Here is a 19,672-nt window from a genome sequence, read left to right on the forward strand (position 1 = left end):
TGCCGACGCACCACCGTAACGCTATCGACGCCCGCACCGCTTCGTTGCCAAAAAGGGCCAGCAACTCGAAACAAGTTGCTGGCCCTTACCGTCGCTCAGACCGCTGGCCCTTTGGCGGCGTACTCACGCTCTCCTGCGTTTACGACCCTTCGCGCGCAGTCTTATCCATGAGGCCGCACCCGGAAACGCAACCTTACGCCATGACCTTGCGGAACAAGTCGACCACCTGGGCGTGGTCGGCTTCGCGGGGATTGCCCGGGAAGCAGGCATCGGCCATAGCGTCGGTTGCCAGCTGCTCGAGGTCTTCCGCCACCAAACCGTTGCAGGTATGCGGGATCTCCACGTCGGCGGACAGCTGGCGCACGGCGGCGATCGCCGCATCGGCAGCCTCTTCGGCGCTCATGCCGGCAACGTCGACGCCCATGGCGCGCGCCACGTCGACCAAACGCTCGGCGCACACCGGCTTGTTGAACTCCATGGCCACCGGCAACAGCATTGCGCACGCCACGCCGTGCGGCGTGTCGTAGTGCGCCGACAGCGTATGCGCCATGGCATGATCGATGCCCAGGCCGACGTTGGAGAAGCCCATGCCGGCGACGTACTGGCCAAGCGCCATGCCCTCGCGGCCGGCGCCCGGCTTGCCCGACTTCGCCTCGGCGTATGCCGCGCGCAGGTTCTTCGAGATCAGCTCGATGGCCTTCAGATGGAACATGTCGGACAGCTCCCACGCGCCCTTCGTGGTGTAGCCCTCGATGGCGTGCGTGAGCGCGTCCATGCCCGTGGCCGCGGTCAGGCCCGCCGGCATGCTGGCCATCATGTCGGGGTCGACCACCGCCACGTCGGGGATATCGTTGACGTCGACGCACACGAACTTGCGCACCTTTTCGGGGTCGGTGATCACATAGTTGATGGTAACCTCGGCCGCCGTGCCCGCCGTGGTGGGGACGGCGATGGTGAACGTGGCGTGGTTCTTCGTGGGCGCGACGCCTTCAAGCGAGACCACGTCGGCGAACTCGGGGTTCTCCGCGATGATGCCGATGCCCTTGGCGGTATCCATAGCCGAACCGCCGCCCACGGCGACGACCATGTCGGCGCCGGAAGCCTTGAACGCAGCCACGCCGTCCTGCACGTTTTTGATGGTGGGGTTGGGCTTGATCTGGTCGTAGAGCCCCCACGGGATGCCTGCCTCGTCGAGCTTGGCCGTCACCTTGCCCGTGACGCCAAATCTCACCAGGTCAGGGTCGGAGCACACGAACGCCTTCGCGAAGCCGCGACGCGTGATCTCGCCGGGAATCTCCCCGATCGCACCGGCGCCGTGATACGAGATGTTGTTGAGCACGAAACGATTGACCGCCATGGCGGCACCCCCTTTACCTGAGCGGGCTAGCGGTTTTCCCTTGACGAAGCCCGCACCGTTACAGCTGCTGTCAGTGTAACGCTAAAGCCCGCCGTTTACCGGAGAAATCGCAACGCTCACGGTAACGATTAGGTGGCAAAGCGAACGGGAACGAGTCGCGGGAGTGCCTGCCAGAAACTCTCATCAAGTAAAATCACTTATGAGGCTGCGGCACGCCCCGACCTTCGAATCGGGACACGGCCGCAGCCTTGTTTCGCCCCCTGTTCACCCTGCGTTAGCGGAAGTCGCGCAGGCATCTGGTGTCCTTCGCGAGGACGCAACAGGCTCACGCTTGGCCACGACCCCGCTACTTCTGGGCGGTTTTGCAGGCTGCGAAAACATGAGTGCGTTCATGGGATTTTCTTGACCAGGGGTTTTCTTGCGGCCTATTTGGCGAATGCGAAAATGACGCGCGAAAATCACCCAGAAGTGCGGTTTCAAAGCGAAAACGAGGGCCAAAACCTGCGAAACCGCCCAGAAGTCAACCAGAGGCGGCAACCATGCCCAGGGTATAAGCGCGCACGAATGAGCCGCGGACGGGGCTGCGGGCCAGATTGGGCTGGGTAAATGCTCGCACGATCCGCGCGTGAACACACCTCCGTCCCCTGTTCACCGAAGTCAACCAGAGGCAGCAAAAACCCCTGCTGGGATTCCCAGCAGGGGCTCGCAAGCGGGGTGGGCTCACAGCACGCTCGGCGGCGCGCTCCTTCCCTACTCGACTGCCGTGGGCTCTAGGGCCTCGGCTTCCTTGTAGCTGATCCAGCCATCGGGGATGGTGGCGTCGCTGTGGCACTTGCTGCAGTACACGGTGGATGCGCGGTGCGCCTTGTGGCACTCGTTGCAGGCGACCTCGCCGTGCTCCTGCACGTGCGGGTTGCGCTTCATGTAGCTGGTCTTCTCCACCAGGTCATCGCGAGTCATGGTGGAGCCGTCGTCGTTGACGTGGCAACCCGAGTTCAGGCAGAACGCCTCGCTGGCGATGCCGCGCGCGGCGGTCAGGTCGGACAGCGACTTCTCCTCGGGCACGAAGCGCTCATCGACGGTCTGCACGACGCTGTAGCTGCCGGTCAACCAGCCCAAACCCTCGGTGACCTGCTCCGACATCTGCGGCACGTGGCAACCGACGCACGTGATGCCCTCCTGGGCGTGCACCGGCGCCAGCATGCTGGACGCGTCGGCGACCTGGTTGCCCCACTTGTCCGTGGCGGCCTCGCCCGGCGTGGATTCGTACGTGGTCAGGTAGCCGTCCATGGGCGTGTGGCAGATCGCGCTGCAGAAGCTGGGCTGCTCATGCCACACCATGAAACCCGCTCCGGCCGCTACCAGCACCACGGCCACGGTGGCCACAACCGCCGTCACCTTGCGGCAGCTACGCTTGCGCGACGGGGTCGCGCCCGCTGCACCAGCCGCGCCCGCGGCGTCGCCAGCAACCTTCTCATCTGCGGAAACGGTTTCCGTAACCTTGTTCTCGTCGGTCATGGCAGCCTCCTACTTGCCCGCCGCGGCGTTCTCGCCGGCGATCTTTCCGAACACCATGCACATGCCGGCGGACAGGCCCTTGAGCGAGATGGGGTACTGCACGTTGAAGCGGCCGCCCTGCGGGGCGCCGGCCACGTACAGGCCGGAGATTACCTCGCGCTCGGTGTTGTACACGTGGCAGTCGCTGTCGGACTCCAGGCCGCCCAGGTTCGCCAGCGTGAGCGCCACGCCGCACTCGGCGGCGTAAAACGGCCCGTTCTCCAGGGCGAACAGACGCTGGCTGCTCTTGCCGAAGTCGTCGTCGGAGCCGGCCTTCGCCAGCTGGTTGTAGCGCTCGATGGACCCCTTCGCCACCTGGGCGTCCATGCCGTCGATCTTCGCCAGCAGCTCGTCGATGGTGTCGGCCTTCAGGCAGCGGCCCTCGGCCACGGCGGCCTCGATGTCGGCCGGGCAGCGCACGTTGATCTTCAGGCCAGCCGGCGTCCAGTCCGGCAGCGCCTCGTCCTTGTAGATGCAGGCGATGCCGTGGGCGGCCGGGAAGTACTTGAGTTGCTCAGGCCAAGAGCTGTCGAAGAACTGATAGGCTTTGCGCTGCGGCTGGAGCTCGACCTGGTTCTCAAGCTGCTGACCAGGCACGTCCTCGTTCATGAAGCGCTTGCCGTGCAGGTTCAGCCACAAAAAGCCGTTATTGCCGATGACGCCGCGGCCGTCGGAGCCGGCGCCGCCGCCCATGTGGTGGATCATCGGCGCGTGCCACTGCTCCACCGCCGCGCCGGCCCACACGCCCATCTTGTGGCCATCGCCGACGTTGGTGTAGTTGCCCTGCGCGTCCAGGTCCAGCGACAGGATCTGGTTGCCGTTCTCGACGCACGCGGGGGCGAAGTACTTCATCATGTCCTCGTTGGCTAGGTAGTCGCCCGTGGCCAGAATGACGCTTTTCGCATTGATCTTCAGGTACTTGCCCGCGCCGGTGTCCTGCGCGTAGATGCCCGCGATGCTGCCGTCATCGGCCGTGATGAGCTTCACGCCCTTCGTGTTGTAGCGAACCTCGGCGCCGGCCTCCCGTGCGCGCTTGAGGTTGTCGGCCATGGCCGTGGCCAGGCTGGAGAAGCCCACCGACGTGGGGTAGCACGGCATGTCCTCTTTCGTGTAGTCGTACGTCTCCAGCATGGGATAAAAGTACGGGTACAGGTAGTGGGCGCGGTTGGCCTCGGGGACCTCCTCATAGGTCTCGGACGCGATGTACATGTCCGGGCACCCCTTGACGAACCAGTCGAACGCCTTGCCCGACTCGTCGCAATAACGGCTGATTATGCCGAAGTTGGAGTGGTGACTCCCCTCCTCCATGTGCATGTTGACCACCATGTGCTTGTCCAGGAAGCCGTCGCCGCGCTCCCACTTGGCCATGGTCTCGCCGCCTAGGATGGCCATGTCGCTGGCCACGCTGTTGAGCTGGGCGGATGCCTCGATGGCGATGACCTTCGCGCCGGCTTCGGCAGCCGCGCGCGTTGCGGGGACGCCCGCGCAGCCAAGGCCCACGACCACGACGTCGGCGTCAAGCGTCTCGGCCACGTCGCTGTCGGAGATAGACGGCGCCTCGCCGAGCCACGGCATGGCGCCCGTGCCGTCGAAGCCCATCGTCTGGCCATTGCCCGAGCCCGCCGCGCCAGCGGCACCGCCCGCAACGCCGACCACCTTCGGAGCGCAGCCCGTCAGGCCCGCGCCGGCAAGCGCCGCGCTGATGGCGGCAGCGCCGGTCAGGAAGCTGCGGCGGCTGATTCCGGATTTGTCCATGTTGTTCCTTCCTCTCGCTTGCGCCCACCTGCTGTTTTGCTGCGGCGACGACGCGATTCGGCGCGTCGGTTCGCAGCCCCCTTCGGAGCAGACGGGCAACGTGCGCCCCGACGAAAGCGCGAAGTTTCGCGGGACGCTTCGAGCAAACGCCCTATGCGCGCTCGACCCTACGAGGGGGATTATGGGAAGCGTAGATTGAGGGAGGAATGGACCTAAACGGTGTTTTGTAAAGCGGGCACTTTACTTTTCTGATGTTTCGTCAACTTGTCTGTTACGTAGCTTCGTGCTGAGGGCTTGTTCACGTCCCCGTCTGCCACGACCCCGTTACTTCTGGGCGGTTTTGCAGGCTGCAAAATCATAAGCGTATGATTGGGATTTTGCTGACCAGGGGTTTTCTTGCGACATATTTGGCGAACGCGAAAAATGACGCGGAAAACCACCCAGAAGTGCGTTTTCAGAGGGAAAACGAGGGCCAAAACCTGCGAAACGGTCCAGAAGTCGACCGGCGGCGGCAATCAGCCCCGGATATAGCACGCGCAAAGAGGGCTGTGGAAATGCTCGCACGATCCGCGCGTGAACGCACCTCCGTCCCCTGTTCACGAGGGGCGTCGGCTACGCAGGCGACAACGGAACGCCCACGGAGGGCCGGCTACTCGAAAAACCTTGCAACCCCGACGGGGATGCACTGGCGGATGAGGCTTACCAGCTCGGCGTCCTCGAAGTCCATGCCCTGGTCGAACCAATGGCGCGTGCAGCCTGCGCAGCCTTTCGAGAAGAAGTCCAGGCAGAACCCCGTTTCCCCCTGATCGAGCACGCCGAACACGCGCACGCGCGCGCCGTACGCGTCGCGCAGCGCGTGGTGCATCACGCGATACAGGCTGTTCACGTCCTGGGAGGTGAAGGCGTTGCGCAAAAACGTCTTGCGCTCATGGCACAGCTGGAGGAACTCGATGTAGCACTCGTCGAAGGGCGCAAGCGTCCCCATGCGCTCGAAAGGGGCGGCGAACATGTCGCGGAAACAGTACTCCATCAGGTGATACTTGTCGGAGAAGTGGTGATAGAAGGTCTGCTTGCTCACGCCGGCCGCGGCGGCGATCTCGGCGACGCGCACCTGGTCGAGCGGCTTGCATTCCATCAGGCCCGTGAGCGCATCCGCCAACAGCCGCTTCGAATCCGCCATGAATGCCTCCTTCGCCGAGCGGCACCGGACGCCGCATTTGATACTTTCATAGTAGTAAATACCGGCGGATTCCAACGCAAATGCCGCAGAACCTTCGGCGAGCGGCGCGGCCGGGCGCAGCGCGCCGCGATACAATAGCGCGCATGAAACCTATTGCTCGCATACATACCGATTTGCCGCAGAAGTTCGGCATCCCCCGCAACAGCTTCCTTGCCCCGCATCTGCAAGGGTGCATCGTGTTCGAGCCGGAATACGCGCTGAATAGCGCCGTTGCCGGAATAGACAGCTTCTCGCACCTGTGGCTGCTCTGGCGCTTCGAGAACGGCGAACCCGGCGGAGGCGTCGCCGACGTCGCCGGCGATAGCGCGCGAGCGGGCGCGACCGCGGGCGGAAGCAAGGCTGGTATCCCTAGCACGATAAGCGGAGAAGCACCCGATAGCAGTAGCGAGGGTGCCGCACTTCCGCATCCAACGGCAGGCAAGCAAGAAGCCGAAGATAGCATCGCAACACAAACGGCAGCCAAGAATACTGACAGTGAAGTCCCCGTTGGCGAAATCAGCGCCGAGGACGATGGCGCCGGGAGCGCCGCCGAATCCGCTTCCGCCCCGGCAAGGGAGAATACGCCCGTCGCCGACGTGGCCGACGCGCGAGCGGGCGCGGGGGCGGGCGGGAGCAAGACCGCACCTGCGACCAGCGCCCCCGCCGCCTCTCCCAAACCTGCGCGTTGGTCGCCTACTGTGCGGCCGCCGCGGCTGGGCGGCGCCGAGCGCGTGGGCGTGTTCGCCACGCGCAGCCCGTTCCGCCCGAACCCCATCGGGCTGACGTGCGTGAAGCTCGATCGCCTGGAGCTCACCGACGCCGGCCCCGTCATCCACGTGCTGGGTGCGGACCTGCGCGACGGCACGCCCATCTACGACATCAAGCCCTACATCCCCTTCGCCGACTGCCATCCCGACGCGTGCGGCGGATGGATCGAAGACGCGCCCTGGCACGAGCTTGACGTGGACTTTCCCGAGCAGCTGCAGGCCGAAGTGCCCGCCGGCAAGCTGCCCGGCCTGGCGGAGGTGCTGCGCCAGGACCCGCGCCGCGCCGGCAGCAAGCACGAGCCGACCCGTGTCTATCACCTGGCCTACGCGGGTCTGGACGTCGCCTTCACCGTGGACGGCGACGTCCTGCACGTGGTGTGCGTGAGCTAGCGGGGGCGCCCTACGTCCGCTGCCGCCAGCGCCCCGCCGTAGCAAGCAGCCTTTACGCGATACCACCAGCGTCCGTGGCCTCATCGCAGATCGCAACCCCATCGCCACCTGCGGTTTTCTTGCGAATCGCAACCGCTAGCGCAAGCCCGCGCCGCGTCCGCCCCGCCGCCGCGCCCGCGCCGCCAGCGCAGGCCCGCACCCTCGCCGGCGCTCCCGGCAACGCAAAGCGGGCCGCGTCCAAGACGCGACCCGCTTCCCGCTCGGCAAGCTTCGGCTGGCGCATGACCCTCGAAGCCGCTACCTGCTCGCTAACCACTCGCTTACTGCTCGACCAGCTGGCCGTTGTTCACCTTGTAAGTGGTGCCGTCGATGACGACGTTCCAGCCGCTCGGCACGCTGGAGTATGTGGCGTCCAGGTGGCACTGCGTGCAGTAAAACTCGCTGGTCTCGTGGGCCTTGTGGCAGTTTCCGCAGGCCACAACGCCGTGCTGGCTCCAATCATGCGGGTTGAACTCGCGATCGGCCGTGGCGGCGGTCAAGTCGTCGACGGTGTTGATGCCGTCGTGGCAGCCGCTCTTCAGGCAGAACTCGGCCGTCGGCAGCTCGCCGGAGCGGCTTTCGAGCATCTGCGTGTCGGAATCGAAGTTGTAGCTGCCGGAAATCCAGCTCATGCCTTCGGTCACCTGCTCGTCGATTTTGGCCTCGTGGCAGCTCAGGCAGTTCATGTCCGCATCAGCGCCATGGTAGGCGGCCAACATGGCGGTGCTTCCGCCATCGACCGGGCCGGCCTCGAAATCGGCAACGTACTTGCTCATGGGCGTATGGCACACGGTCCCGCAGAAGCTGGGGCTGTTATGCCAGGCGAACATGCCGCATCCGGCCACGATAACCACCGCGACCACCACGGCGGCGACGATGCGTCCGCGCGTCATGCCCTTCTTCGACGCAGGCTTGGCAGCTTGCTCGGCCGCCTTCTCAGTGTTCTCGCTCATCTTCTCCACCTTCCTACTTTTGAGCCAACGCACGGCCGGTCACGTAGCCGGCGGTCACGCAACGGCCCAGCGACAGCCCGTAGATATCCAACGGGTAATCAACGCCGCCATAGAAGTTGCCGGCGCAGTTGCCGATGACGTACAGGCCCTCGATCGGCTCGCCCTCGGCCGTGAGCGCCTGGTTTTCGCAGTTGACCTCGAGACCTGCGCAAATGGTGGAGCAGCGCATGCGACGATGGATGCCGTAGAACGGCGCCTGCTTGACGGGGATCAGATACTTCGGATCCTTGCCGAACTCGGTGTCGGCGCCCGCTTCGCACAAGGCGTTGTAGTCCTCGACCGTCTTCACGAACGTCGCCGGGTCCTGGCCGATCTTCACCGCCAGCTCCTCGAGCGTGTCGGCCTTGAACGTGCGCACCTGGTCGGCGAACACGCCCTTGCGTTCGACGTCCTCCTCGGGCATATACACGCGCAGGCCCTCGGGGTCCACCAGCTTGCCCTTCCAGTCGGCGGCGTCGGTCATGTAGTTCGCGTCGAAGATCTGGGAATACCAGCCGGGATGCTTGCCATCGGGCAGGTAATTGTTCAGCAGGCTCATCTCCACGGTCTCGTCGACGAAGCGCTTGCCGGTGTTGTCGGCCACCGCCAAAAACGGCATGTCGCACATGGAAGCCGGGCCGGCGTCGAAGTCGTGCAGCATCTTGGTATGGCCGATGTGCTCCATGGCCGCGCCAACCCACATGCCCATCTTGTGGCCGTCGCCGGTCTGGTTGTTCTGCTTGCGCTCGAAGTTGTGCAAGTCGGGGATGTAGTAGTCCACCATCTCGTTGTCATTGGAATAGTCACCCGTCGCGATGATCACGCCATTCTTGGCGTTGACCTGCACATATTCGCCATCTTCGCGCTGAGCGATCGCACCGGTGACCGCACCGGACTTGTCGGTGACCAGCTGGCGCGCCGGCGTGGAATAGCGGATATCCACGCCTTTTGCTGCCGCCACCTTCGCCAGCGACTGCATGGCATCGCCGGTGGTGAAGGGCTTGGGGCCGAAGAATGCCGTGACATAGTCAAGCTTGAAACCGTTGATGTTGAGCGTGGCGGTTTGCTGGCGATTGGCGTCATCGGACACGGGGCCGTCGACGGACTTGATGCGGTCGATGCACCAGTGCAGCGCCTCGCCGGAATTGTAGGCCCAGTTGCTGACCAGCTCGCGATGCGAACGGTGCTGGTTCGCCTTCACCACCAGCGAGATCAAGTGCTCGATGCCCGCCGGGTCGCACTTGTCAAGGTTCAGGCCCGCCGCGGAATTGCCGTGCGACATGGCGGTACGCTCCTTCTGCAGCAGCACCACCTTCGCACCGCTTTCCGCCGCGGACAGCGCCGCCGGGGTACCTGCCGCACCGGCGCCGATGACCAGCACGTCGCAATCGACGGTTTCGGAAACCTTCGTGATCGGCTCGGGCGCCTGCATGAACGACGGCAGCCCGCTGGCGGTGGTGAAGCCGTTGCCCGCAACGCCGACAGCGCCATCGGCATAAGGCGTGTACTCTTGATAGCCGCACGCGGAAAGCGCGCCGGCGCTCAGCGCACCCAGCGCGGAAATGCCGCCAAGCTTCAGGAAATTACGGCGCGACGTGGCCCTTCCCTTTGCTTCCATAGTTTCTCCTCTCCAAAGAACCTTCCTCAGCCCCGCGCGCGTGCTGGAGTTTCGTCATCCCGAAAAGCCGCTCGCAAAGCCAAAAAGCACTCTACGGGCGCCCGGCGTACCCCGCTAGGCTGTACTTGTTTTTGTACTTGGATGCGTGCAAAGCAAGCAGGCGCAACCCTTACAGCAGGGCCCGCCCCCTTCTTTTGCCCTCCGCGATCGAAAACTCGATACGTTTGTGTTTTGCTGGCTATCGGGTTTCTATCGTTATTCTGCACATGCTTTTGACCTGGGGAAACGCTAAAGCCATCCACTACGCTACTTGGCCTTAGCGAGTTAAAACACAAACGTATCGAGTTTTAGGCGGCAGCACGCATTTGCGGCGCAATTCGACCACCTGATCGCAATACGAGCTCGGGGAAGTTTCTGCGCTTTGCGCGTCCTACGCGCTTCGGCTCGCGCGCTTCGGCTATGCTGCTTGCAACGTTTCACGCGCAGCGGCAAAACCGCCGGGGCGTCGAGAGGGGGAAGCATGTCGCAGCTGTCTTTGTATTTGGACGATGAGACCATGGCCGCCTTGCGCGACATGGCGCAAGCAGGCGGAAAATCGCTTTCGAAATGCGCTGCCGAGCTGATCCGCAACGCTGCGGTGAGCGAGTGGCCGCCAGGCTTCGAGCGCCTGTTCGGCAGCATCGACGACGACACGTTCCAGACGCCTGTGCGCATCGTGAGCAAGCTGGATGCGGAAGCGGGGCACGTGCGATGATCTATTTGGATACCAGCACCTGCGTTGGCTTGCTGCGCGGCGATATATCCGTTTCACCTGCGACGATGCGCTCCATAGCTCCGACTGGGTTCGGCATTCCCGTGGTCGTGGAGTCCGAACTTTTAATCGCCGCCGCGCAAAGCCGCGATGCCGAGCGCAACACGCGAATCGTGCGCCAGTTCCTGCTGCCCTTCGAAAAGGTGCCGTACGATTCCAGCTGCTGCAACCTACATTGCCGCATCCGCCTGCATCTGGAATCGGCAGGCGCGCCGACGGGCACGAACATCATCGTCATCGCCGCCATGGCCATGCGCCACGACGCCACCCTGCTCACGCGCTCGCCCGACCTGTATCGCCGCATCCCCGGCCTGAAGATGGTCGAATGCGGAAACGACCTCGGGGAATCACTCAGGCTGTGCTAGGGGTTGGGGCGCCGCAACCCGACCTCCCGCCACGAACGCGAAGAAGGCGATGCGGGTCGTTCCGCATCGCCTTCTTGTCGAAAACTTGCTGCGTGCTTGCGCGTCAAAGGTTGCGCTCCTTAACGCGCCTGCTTGGCCCGTGCGCCAATTAACGCTGACGCGCATCCGCTTGATCCATGCGCAAACTGCTAATCAACCTCGAATTGTCCCAAGTCAATCCCAAGATCTTCCGCTTTCTCACAGAGCTCGTAGCCGTCCATGTCCTCGATGTCCGCGACATCGAGCAACGCCGCGGGAAACCCGGAAAACGCTGCCGTGCCGCAATAGTCCTCCAGGTAATCGCGCAGCTCATCCGTATCGATTTTCGCCATGCTCATCCCCTCCAATTTCTTGATAACGCCACCAGAACCCATTCAACCCCGGCCAAATTCCACCCGACAGCAATCGGCCCTTCGGCGTAACGAACTTCGCACAGGAACGCGAAAGCTTCATACCCGAACGTTTAGCACCATGCCCCGAAGCAGTGCAACCAACCGCTTGGCGTTCCATCCTCGAAGCATCGCACAAGAACACAAAGGCGCCGCACCCGGACACTTGGTTCTACGTCCCCGAAGTGTCACCCGAAGTGGTCACGGCTCCGTCCCCTCCCGCAGCGTCACTCCACGGCATCTGCGGGCGCATCGAAGAGGCCCTCGAATACACAGCGTAGGTCGGACTCGTCGGTAAAGCCTGCTTCCAGAACGCCCTGGTCGATCGCTTGCAGCATGCGCTGCTCCTTTTCCCGTAGGCGGTTGTAGATGTTCTCGTCGAGCGACCAGCTCTGGCTTCCCAGGTCGAACACCAGGCGCATGAAACGATACTGCGTGTACTGCCCCTCGGGCAAACCCAGGCGATGGATGCGGTCTTTCGACTGCAGCAAATGCACCAGGTTGTAGCTGTACTCCAGGTACACGGCGTCGTGGCACACCGAATGCAGCGACACGGATTCGGCGAGCGTCTGCGGGTTGGTCACCAGCACGCGCGTGCGTCCCTGCTTGAACGAATCAATCACCTGCCCGCGGCGCTGCTGGTCGGTCGACCCGCACACCACTTCCGCGGCAAAACCGCGGCGATTGAGCTCCGCCGCCATATCGAACATGCTTTTGCGGAAGAAGCACCACACCACCACGCTTTTGCCCTGGCGGGCAAGCCGCTCCACCTCGTCGGCGCACGCGGCGAATTTGCTCCCGGGCATCGCCTGCTCGATCAGCCGCAGCACATGCGGGCTCGAAAGCTCCTCGATCGCGGCGGCGGAATCGCTTACGGCTACCTCGGAGTCGAACAACCCCATGGACTCGCCACCCTCAAGCCCGGAGCGCAAAAGAGCAGGGTTGCTTTCCAACTGCAGCACGCGCACGATAAGCGCAAGCGGATTGCGGCGATACACCGTTTTGAGAACCCGCAAAAGCTCGTTTTCGGCATCGGAAGCCGCAACTTCGCAGATGATGTCGGGCGACGCGTCGGGAACCCGCAGGCTCTTCTTGTTCGTACGGCAGAAAAACGGCTGCAACCTGGCGTTGATGAGCGGCGCTTCGTTGTCATCCACGCCATCCAGATACTCGGGCGTGTACCCGAAGTACGAATCGTATTCCTGCGGATACAGCAGATGAAGCAGGTTGTATATATCGCGAAACGAATTGGGGATGGGCGTTCCCGTAAGCGCCACCACGTAGCGGGCCCGCGCCGCGGCGGCAAGGGCGGCCGACGCACGCACGCCATCCACCTGCTTCACCTTGTGCACCTCGTCGAACACGAGCATGGCCGAATCCGCCGCCAAGGCATCCACCTGTTCGGTAACGCCGGCGAGCATCTCGTAATTCAGCAGGATAAGGTCGTAGCGCGAAGCGTTCAGGCTCAGCTCGCGGCGGCGCGCGTCCGCCCCCTTGCCGGACCACTGCGGGTCGTGGAAGTTCAAAACACGCGGCGCGGGAGAGCCGAAGCAGGACACCCATTCGTCGACCCATGAGCCGAACGAGCTCATGGGGCCGACCACGATCAAGCGATCGACCTTGCCAACGAAGCGCAGATACCCGAACGCCCCCAAAGTCGAAGCGGTTTTGCCCGAACCTGGAACGCTGAAGTTCGCCGATTTGCCCATGGAGCACATGAAGAACGCGTCCCACATCTGACGGTCCCGCAGCGGGCGGGCCATCATGGCGTCAACCGCGCGCGCGAACTCGGCGAACTCGCCATCTACCTGCGAAGAGCGCGCCTTAATGGCGTTGCCGGCGGCCGCCTTCTGGATGATGCCCGCATTCCGCTGCTGCTCGGCATCGGAAAGCGATCCGTCGAGCTCGATCTCAAGCTCGGGATTGCGCGCGGCGACATCGCCGAGTTTTGCGAGCACGGCATCGATATCCAACCGCGTAAGATCCGGCGGGAACAGGATGATCTGCCCCACCGGATCCAAGGCGCGGCGTTTGACCGCAGCAAGCCGCACCTTCCACAACGATGATCGCACGAAGGCGTCCATATCCTGCCCTACCACCTCGATGGCAAGGCCGTCGCAATATCCGACCCTAAGCTTCATCGCCCTGCCCGCAAGCCTCTTCTATGGCGCGGCGCACGCCCTCGACGGCGTCGATGACCGCATCAAGGCCCTGCAGCGCGCGCATCCGCTCATCCTCGGGCAAGCGGCCGAACAGCGTGCCGTCGATACTCTCCAGGATATGCGCGGCGTTCAGGATGTTCTCGGCCGGCGCCGCAAGCAGCTTGCTGGCCTTGGCTTGGGTGTCCGCCTTGTCCATCACGTCGTTGAACTGCTGCACCAGCTTCTCATCCCCGCGGATATGCTCGCGGATGCCGGCGGTGTCCACGACGGGCATCTCGGCCAGGCGGTCGTTGACCTCGGCCGCAAGATCGGTTTCCTTGCGGATGAAATCCGGTGCGGCGGGGGACTCCAAAACCGGCTTGAAGCGGCGCACGAAACGCGTGATGTCGCCGCGCGGCTCCACCACCATGTTCGCGAAAATGCAGTTGCGAACCTCTTCGCGCTCGTCATCGCCGGAGCACTTCTTCAGCAAACGGGGGATCTCCATGATAGGGCCGGAGATCTCCAGATCCCTTGCCAGGAAGAACTGCTCGGGGGCGTTGCAGAACTCGAGGAACTGCGCCATGAGGTTCGCCTGCTCTACCAGCGAGTTCACCTCACGCACCGTCATGTTGGCGCTTTTCGCATACTCCTCGGTGGTGAGCAGGCGGTTCTTCAGGATATCGTTGTAGATGCCCACCAGACGGTCGATGGGGTTGTAATCGACCTTGCCCTCCTGCCCGAACTGGATGGCAAGCTCGAGCTTCTTGATGCGTCGCCGATCCTGCGCCATTTCCTGAGGCAGGACCATCGCATCGATCCAGTTGAACTTCTCGTCGTCCTGCGCAAGCTGGCGCAGGCACGTGAAGCGACGGTTGCCGTCGATGATAAGCCCGTCCTCAAGGACGATCGCCGTGACTTCCTGCCCGAACAGCTTGATGTTGTTGCGCGTTTTCTTCAGGGCATCGGGGTTCGACTGCTCGATGAAGCCGCCGACGATATCGTTGAAGGCCTTGCGATCGGACGTGTCGGGCGCCTGCCCGTCGTGATCCTTCCGATACAAGCTCATCCACGTGGCGATTCGGTCGTTTTGAGCGTTGTAGTACAGCTGATCGAGCTTGATCCTGTACACGCGGTAGTTGTTGGAAACGCCATCGATGGTCAGCTTGCTGACGCGCCCCGTATCCTGAACGTACTTCGCGGCGACGCCTTCCTTCGTTAGAGCCATTCCTGCACCTTCCTTCCGTAAGCTTCATAAGAAGCGAATACCATATCCAGATCGCCGTTGTAGTAGCAGCATCCGTCGGCATCGGCGCTCTTCGCCAACGCGCGCAGCCGACTTGCGCCGACGTCGATCCCGTAACGCTCCTTCAGGTAGCCGACAAGGTCCTCCACCTCGAACGCGTCCTGTTCCTTCAGCACGTATTCCAAGAACATCACGCCCGTGAACGAGCCGGGTTTGCGGCAGAATATCTGCGAATCCCCCAGGCTCGTCTTTTTCAGGGAGCTGTTGACGTACCCCTCGGCAAGAACGTATTCGAAGAACTCCTTGCCAAGGTCTAGCTCGTCCTGAATCGCGTCCAACTGATGCTTGAAGCCGGCATCGCGCAGCGTCTTCACCGTGAACGGCTGCTCGTAGGGCATGAACGCGATGGCCCTGTTCACGAAGTCGCGCATCATCCATGGCCTGATAGGCGTTTCCAGCTTCGCGAACGGCTTCGTGGACAGATACTGCTTGTCGGAGATCCTCACGATGTCGAACGCGCGCTTGCGCGCCTCCATCTCCAAACGGAACTTCGGATGCCTGAACACCTCGCACCCGAAGCCCGGGTCGTCCTCGCTGAAGCGATCGCGCGATTCAATCAACTCACGGAAATAAGCACGCTCGTCGACCCCGTCCTTGAACAGCAGCTCCTCGGAGCGATACCATCCCAGGCGATCAAGGGTGCTCTTGTCGCCGACCTTCACGTTGCTTTGAGGGAACCGCACCTCGAACCTGCTTTTCACCAGCGCAAACGAGCAGCATTCCCCCGCATCGGCAAGCTCTTCCGCCAAAAACCGCATCTGCTCGTCACCGGCACGTTCCTCGTCGATAAGGTACTGCGCACCGCGCCTACATTCCTCGAAGGGCTTGAGGAAGCTATCAAGGAACACCTGCTCGGGAACGCCGTACTCCCGCTCATATTCGCGCGCAAGCTCTTTGGCGTTTGCCGGCCCAAACTCGCGAATGATGCTCCTGACCTGGTGATTCCTGTTCGGATTACCGAATCGAACGAACGGGTATTCCGCCGCCTCGAACCCAGGGGCCTCCGACACGAAATGCGCGAGCGCGAAGAACAACTCGACTTCGTTGCGAAGATCAAGCGACAGGCAAGCCTCTTTCATGCGCTCGTCCTCGAACAGCACGCTGACGCCGCATTCAACATCGGCTCGAACCGACGAGGACAGCAGCTCGATCAACGGAGCGAAATCGTGCGCATCGGCATCGTAGTAGCGAAGCTTCTCCGAGCCGAACGTCTCGCCGTACTCGCTTTTGATGACGTTTGCCCTCTCGTACACGTACGAGGCGAACTGGCGCAGCGAGGGGAACTGCAGGCGCTCGGAATCCGCAAGCCCATGACGCTCGAGCAGCTGACGATACGCGGCCAGCAAGCCTTGCAACGAAACGGGCTCGTCGGCGGCCTCCGAACGCAGCAGGCGATCGACCAGCAGCCCGCGCTTCAGGGCGATCCGCTCGCCGCCGTCGATGATCTCCGAGTCGCTGGTCGCCTGATCATGCTTCCCGCGATCTTCGCCGTCATCGGCCTCCCCCGCCGGGTTGTACGGCAGTTTGCCCGACGTCGGGGCGCTGGATATCTCCTTCAGGAAACGGTACACCCGCTCGGGCTGGCCCGTTTCCGCCTCGAATTGCGCGGCGTCCATGTCGTAGGTTTCGAAGATCGAAAGATAGCGTTCCTCGGCGATGAACGGGCGAGCCGCCAAGGTCTTCGCGATCAGCTTGACGATGATCGCCTTGTCGGGCACTCCGAAGCGCTCGGCGCACTCCTTGTTCTTCGCCCCGTTCAATCGCATGGTGACCAGCTCGCGTAGATTGTCGGGAAGCAGCCTCACCCAGATATCGAGCCTGCATACCGAGAACTGAAGCATAATGGATTTCTCGCCCGACTGCAGCAGCTCGCACCCTCCCCTAGGAAGATAATCCGTGCGCGCCAATACCGCCGTTTTATCCCAGGCCCCTCCACGCGGAATGGTGACCAAGATATGCGATTGGCCTTCGCCCAGGTCGCCGATGGCGACGCGGGCGCGGCGCCACACGCTCTCGAGCAGGGCGTTGCCGGTTTCAGGCAGCTCGTCCACCTGCTCGAGCACCTGCCGTACCGCCTTTGCGTGATGAGTCATCATGCCGTTGCCGGCGGCGGTTTCGGCGAGCGCCGCTGCCGCCATGGGAGCCAGAAGCACATGCAGCTCCTCGCGGGACACGGGGTATTCCAGGCGCTCGATTTCGTTTTGCACGCTGCGCAAAACGGAGAGGGCCTCTTTGGAGTACTTGGAATCGAAGGAGGCCAGCGGGCTTTTTTCGCCGCCTTCGCGGCCCTGCTGATTGTGCAAGCGCTCGACTTGATTGAAAATCACGGCGGCGACCTGCGGAAATAGCTTGTACTGCTCCACCAAGCCCCGCTCTCCGACGCGCTCGACATCGCCTACGGTTAGCAAGTTCAACATGCGCAGCTTTCGAAGCGTGGGCGTCGGGACGCCCAATTGCTCGACGGGAAGGCTTGCCACCTGGACTTCGGGAGCCTGCGATATCGTCAGCCCATCGCGCCGGCAAACGGCGTCAACGTCGATGACACCGCCGTAAATGCCAAATGCGAACGACTTCGACCGCGACAGCTCCGTAAGCGTCTTGAGCTGCCGCGCGGACAGATGGTAGGAGGGCTCGATGGCGCACAGGCGCAGCGCATCGACGGCAGCGGACACGTACTCGGGCTTGACCTGCGAAGCAAGGTCCTCGTCGTCCAGCGCCGCGACAAGCTCGCGAACCGTGGTGATGCCGGCTTCCAGGAAACGCGCCTCGCACTTCTTCGGCAAGCGCAACATGGCGATGCGGTCATGCGCGAACACGCGGGGAACCGTGTCCGCCACAGGCGCCCCGGAATCGCCGTCAAGCGCTTTCCCCAGGTCATCGAGCGGTTTTGCGGGTGCGTCGGGCGTGTCGGATGTGTCGGGTGCATCTCCTTCCGCCTGCGGCGCGGGCGGCTCCTGCGGGTCATCGCAAGCGGGGCCGGCCGACTCCGGCGAAACCGTTGATTGTGGGGCTTCCGGTTGAACATCGGCAACAGCAGCAGCGCTATCTGCTTCATCAGCGGGATTTGCTGCGGCGGTTTCCGACCAGGAATCAGCAGCAGCGACCTCAACGGTCACGGTAGCAACATCGTCGGCAACGACTTCCCCGGCTACGTCATCGGGATTCACCGCTGCCGTTTCTTGCTGGCCGTCCACCAAGACGTCGGTGACAACGACTTCGCCAGCATCATCGCCGAAATCGGTTTCGACCATCTCCGGCTCCGCTTCCTCGATTGCGACGCATTGCGGGGCACACGCGGCCTCGAACTTCAGCAAAAGCTGCTCTTCCTCTTCTGCATCTTCGGAAATAGGCTGCTGCGCATCTTCGCTGACGGGCTCATACGCAGGCAGCTGCGGAACTGCAGCGATGCAGGAATCCTCGGCAAGACGGACGCCGCCGATGCCGGCCTGGAGCTTGCCGGCTTCGCAAAGGCGCAAAACGGCAATAGCCAGCTCTCCGGGTTGTTCCCCTGAAAACGCCGTGCACAGGAAGGCGAAATCGTGCGTGCCGCCCGTTAAATCGAGCAGCGCGAGGACCTTCCCCTCAAGAACGTGATTATCCAACGCAAACGCCCCTAACTCGCACTGTGGCGAAATCGTTCGACCGTTACGCTAATCCCAGCAGGGTTATCCTTCTGCAGCATTTTCAAGCAGTGCGGCTTAGCGCTTCATCGCGATGGCGCTCGAGCGCTCTCGGTTAAGATTGCCGTCCGTTTGCCGAAGTTGGGAGGGGCCGCTTCCTCGAGCCCGGCTTTTCGCGGTCGAGCCCTTCCCAAGCTGCGTAATAAGGCTTTCCTGTATCGTACCCCCGAGCAGTCGTAACTCGATGTGCAACAAAGGCCAGCGGAGCCGCTTGTTCCAGCGTGCTGCTTCACCTGGGGTTACACCGTTTTGCACCGGCGTTTTCAAATCGACAGCTGGATCACGAACCGCGCGCAAACCTGCGAGATGCATCATATTTGGCGGTTGCAAGCGGATTGGCGCCCGGATGGGACCCTTCCGGGGCCTGTCATCTTGCGCACCCAACGCGAGCTCGCAAATCTACCGAACGAATCGCGTTCAGCAACTGCAAATCGGCGGCTGAATGGGACATCGCCAAGACCGTCGCCCCTTCCTCCTTACATGGCGGAACTGGTATCTGAAAAGGCGGGCAGCAGTTCGTAGTCGTCATTGGCGGCGATGCCTTGGCGCACGGCGTCGTCGAGGCGGATGACCCGCAGCGTGCCGCCTGCCGGATCGTCGAGCAAGCCCGTTTCGTACAGCGATTTGCGCAGAATCTGCTTCAGCTTGCCGATGGTGGAGTCGCTCCAGCCTGCCGCCTCGCGGTTGCGCACCACAAGGCTGCCGAAGTACGAGTTCATCTCGGCGGGCCCGAACCGATAGTCCCGCACCAGGAACCGCGTGGCTATCTCGACTTCCAGGAAATCGCGCATAAGGCGATACGTACGCGCCATGGCGTACAGGTTGATCTGCGCGGCACGTTCGGGGTTGCCGGCCTCCTCGGCGAGCATGGCCTGCAGCTGCGGTTGCTCGAGCATGTTCAGGCGGCGCAAGCAGACCTTCGCTATGTTCTCCACCACCCGAAGCGTGGGGTACTGGAAGATGTTCTGGGTTTTTGCGAGGTCGATGATGTCGCTGTCGGACACGCCCTGCTCGCGCAGGCTGGCGACCTTGCGGATCTCCGTCAGCAGGAATTGCTCGCGCGTGAGCGACCCACCGCTTGCGGGCGGCTTGACGGCCATGCGCCGCAAAGGGGCCGAGCAGTAAGCCGATTCGGATCGCGCGTTCGCATGTGACCTGACGCCCACCGGCGAATCCTTTCGTTCGTAATGGCAAATACGCAGGTAAACAGGTGGATATACAAGAGCCGCGATACCACAAGCGCGCCT

14 protein-coding genes are annotated in these 19,672 nt (G+C 62.9%); 3 read left to right on the forward strand and 11 right to left on the reverse strand.

What is annotated here, in order from left to right; all coding sequences use genetic code 11:
* Window positions 1-193 precede the first annotated feature (193 nt).
* From fucO to Q0D52_RS06375, 4 genes are all read right to left on the reverse strand, one after another.
* Window positions 194-1,357 (reverse strand): lactaldehyde reductase, encoded by a 1,164-nt coding sequence (fucO, locus tag Q0D52_RS06360; RefSeq protein WP_294381053.1) that lies wholly within the window; start codon window positions 1,355-1,357, stop codon window positions 194-196.
* A 750-nt stretch (window positions 1,358-2,107) separates the two neighbouring features.
* Window positions 2,108-2,875 carry a cytochrome c3 family protein gene (locus Q0D52_RS06365; protein ID WP_294381055.1) on the reverse strand — a complete coding sequence of 256 codons (768 nt, stop codon included), beginning with the start codon at window positions 2,873-2,875 and terminating at the stop codon, window positions 2,108-2,110.
* 9 nt (window positions 2,876-2,884) lie between these two features.
* Window positions 2,885-4,669 carry an FAD-binding protein gene (locus tag Q0D52_RS06370; RefSeq protein ID WP_294381057.1) on the reverse strand — a complete coding sequence of 595 codons (1,785 nt, stop codon included), beginning with the start codon at window positions 4,667-4,669 and terminating at the stop codon, window positions 2,885-2,887.
* Window positions 4,670-5,318: 649 nt separating this feature from the next.
* Complete coding sequence (locus Q0D52_RS06375) at window positions 5,319-5,849, reverse strand: TetR family transcriptional regulator (RefSeq protein ID WP_294381059.1); 531 nt, start codon at window positions 5,847-5,849, stop codon at window positions 5,319-5,321.
* Window positions 5,850-5,992: 143 nt separating this feature from the next.
* On the opposite strand from Q0D52_RS06375, the gene Q0D52_RS06380 reads away from it, so the two are divergent.
* Window positions 5,993-7,045, forward strand: coding sequence for a tRNA (N6-threonylcarbamoyladenosine(37)-N6)-methyltransferase TrmO (locus Q0D52_RS06380; RefSeq protein ID WP_294381062.1), 1,053 nt, complete (start codon window positions 5,993-5,995; stop codon window positions 7,043-7,045).
* A gap of 320 nt (window positions 7,046-7,365) precedes the next feature.
* Here Q0D52_RS06380 and Q0D52_RS06385 read toward each other — a convergent pair whose 3' ends face one another.
* The gene (locus Q0D52_RS06385; protein WP_294381065.1) at window positions 7,366-8,037 is read right to left on the reverse strand and encodes a cytochrome c3 family protein; all 672 of its coding nucleotides are present in this window, start codon (window positions 8,035-8,037) and stop codon (window positions 7,366-7,368) included.
* Window positions 8,038-8,050: 13 nt separating this feature from the next.
* Complete coding sequence (locus Q0D52_RS06390; protein ID WP_294381067.1) at window positions 8,051-9,694, reverse strand: FAD-dependent oxidoreductase; 1,644 nt, start codon at window positions 9,692-9,694, stop codon at window positions 8,051-8,053.
* Window positions 9,695-10,214: 520 nt separating this feature from the next.
* On the opposite strand from Q0D52_RS06390, the gene Q0D52_RS06395 reads away from it, so the two are divergent.
* Together Q0D52_RS06395 and Q0D52_RS06400 are read left to right on the forward strand one after the other, a co-directional pair.
* Complete coding sequence (locus tag Q0D52_RS06395) at window positions 10,215-10,448, forward strand: hypothetical protein (protein ID WP_294381069.1); 234 nt, start codon at window positions 10,215-10,217, stop codon at window positions 10,446-10,448.
* Window positions 10,445-10,870, forward strand: a complete 426-nt coding sequence (locus Q0D52_RS06400) for a type II toxin-antitoxin system VapC family toxin (protein WP_294381071.1) — start codon at window positions 10,445-10,447, stop codon at window positions 10,868-10,870. The genes Q0D52_RS06395 and Q0D52_RS06400 overlap by 4 nt, the downstream gene beginning before the upstream one ends.
* A gap of 188 nt (window positions 10,871-11,058) precedes the next feature.
* Here Q0D52_RS06400 and Q0D52_RS06405 read toward each other — a convergent pair whose 3' ends face one another.
* The 5 genes from Q0D52_RS06405 to Q0D52_RS06425 form a co-directional block, all read right to left on the reverse strand.
* Entirely contained in the window at window positions 11,059-11,241 is a 183-nt protein-coding gene (locus Q0D52_RS06405) for a hypothetical protein (protein WP_294381073.1), read from the reverse strand.
* A 284-nt stretch (window positions 11,242-11,525) separates the two neighbouring features.
* Entirely contained in the window at window positions 11,526-13,439 is a 1,914-nt protein-coding gene (locus Q0D52_RS06410) for an SNF2-related protein (protein ID WP_294381075.1), read from the reverse strand.
* Entirely contained in the window at window positions 13,429-14,667 is a 1,239-nt protein-coding gene (locus Q0D52_RS06415) for a hypothetical protein (RefSeq protein ID WP_294381077.1), read from the reverse strand. The genes Q0D52_RS06410 and Q0D52_RS06415 overlap by 11 nt, the downstream gene beginning before the upstream one ends.
* A complete protein-coding gene (locus Q0D52_RS06420; RefSeq protein WP_294381079.1) occupies window positions 14,658-18,347 on the reverse strand; it encodes a hypothetical protein in 3,690 nt (1,229 codons plus the stop codon). The genes Q0D52_RS06415 and Q0D52_RS06420 overlap by 10 nt, the downstream gene beginning before the upstream one ends.
* A 554-nt stretch (window positions 18,348-18,901) precedes the next feature.
* Window positions 18,902-19,591: a DUF1819 family protein gene (locus Q0D52_RS06425; RefSeq protein WP_294381082.1), complete on the reverse strand. Its 690-nt coding sequence runs from the start codon at window positions 19,589-19,591 to the stop codon at window positions 18,902-18,904.
* Between the last annotated feature and the right edge of the window lie 81 nt (window positions 19,592-19,672).

Origin of the sequence: uncultured Senegalimassilia sp. (assembly GCF_934630535.1) — a bacterium.
In the GTDB taxonomy this organism is placed as follows: domain Bacteria; phylum Actinomycetota; class Coriobacteriia; order Coriobacteriales; family Eggerthellaceae; genus Senegalimassilia.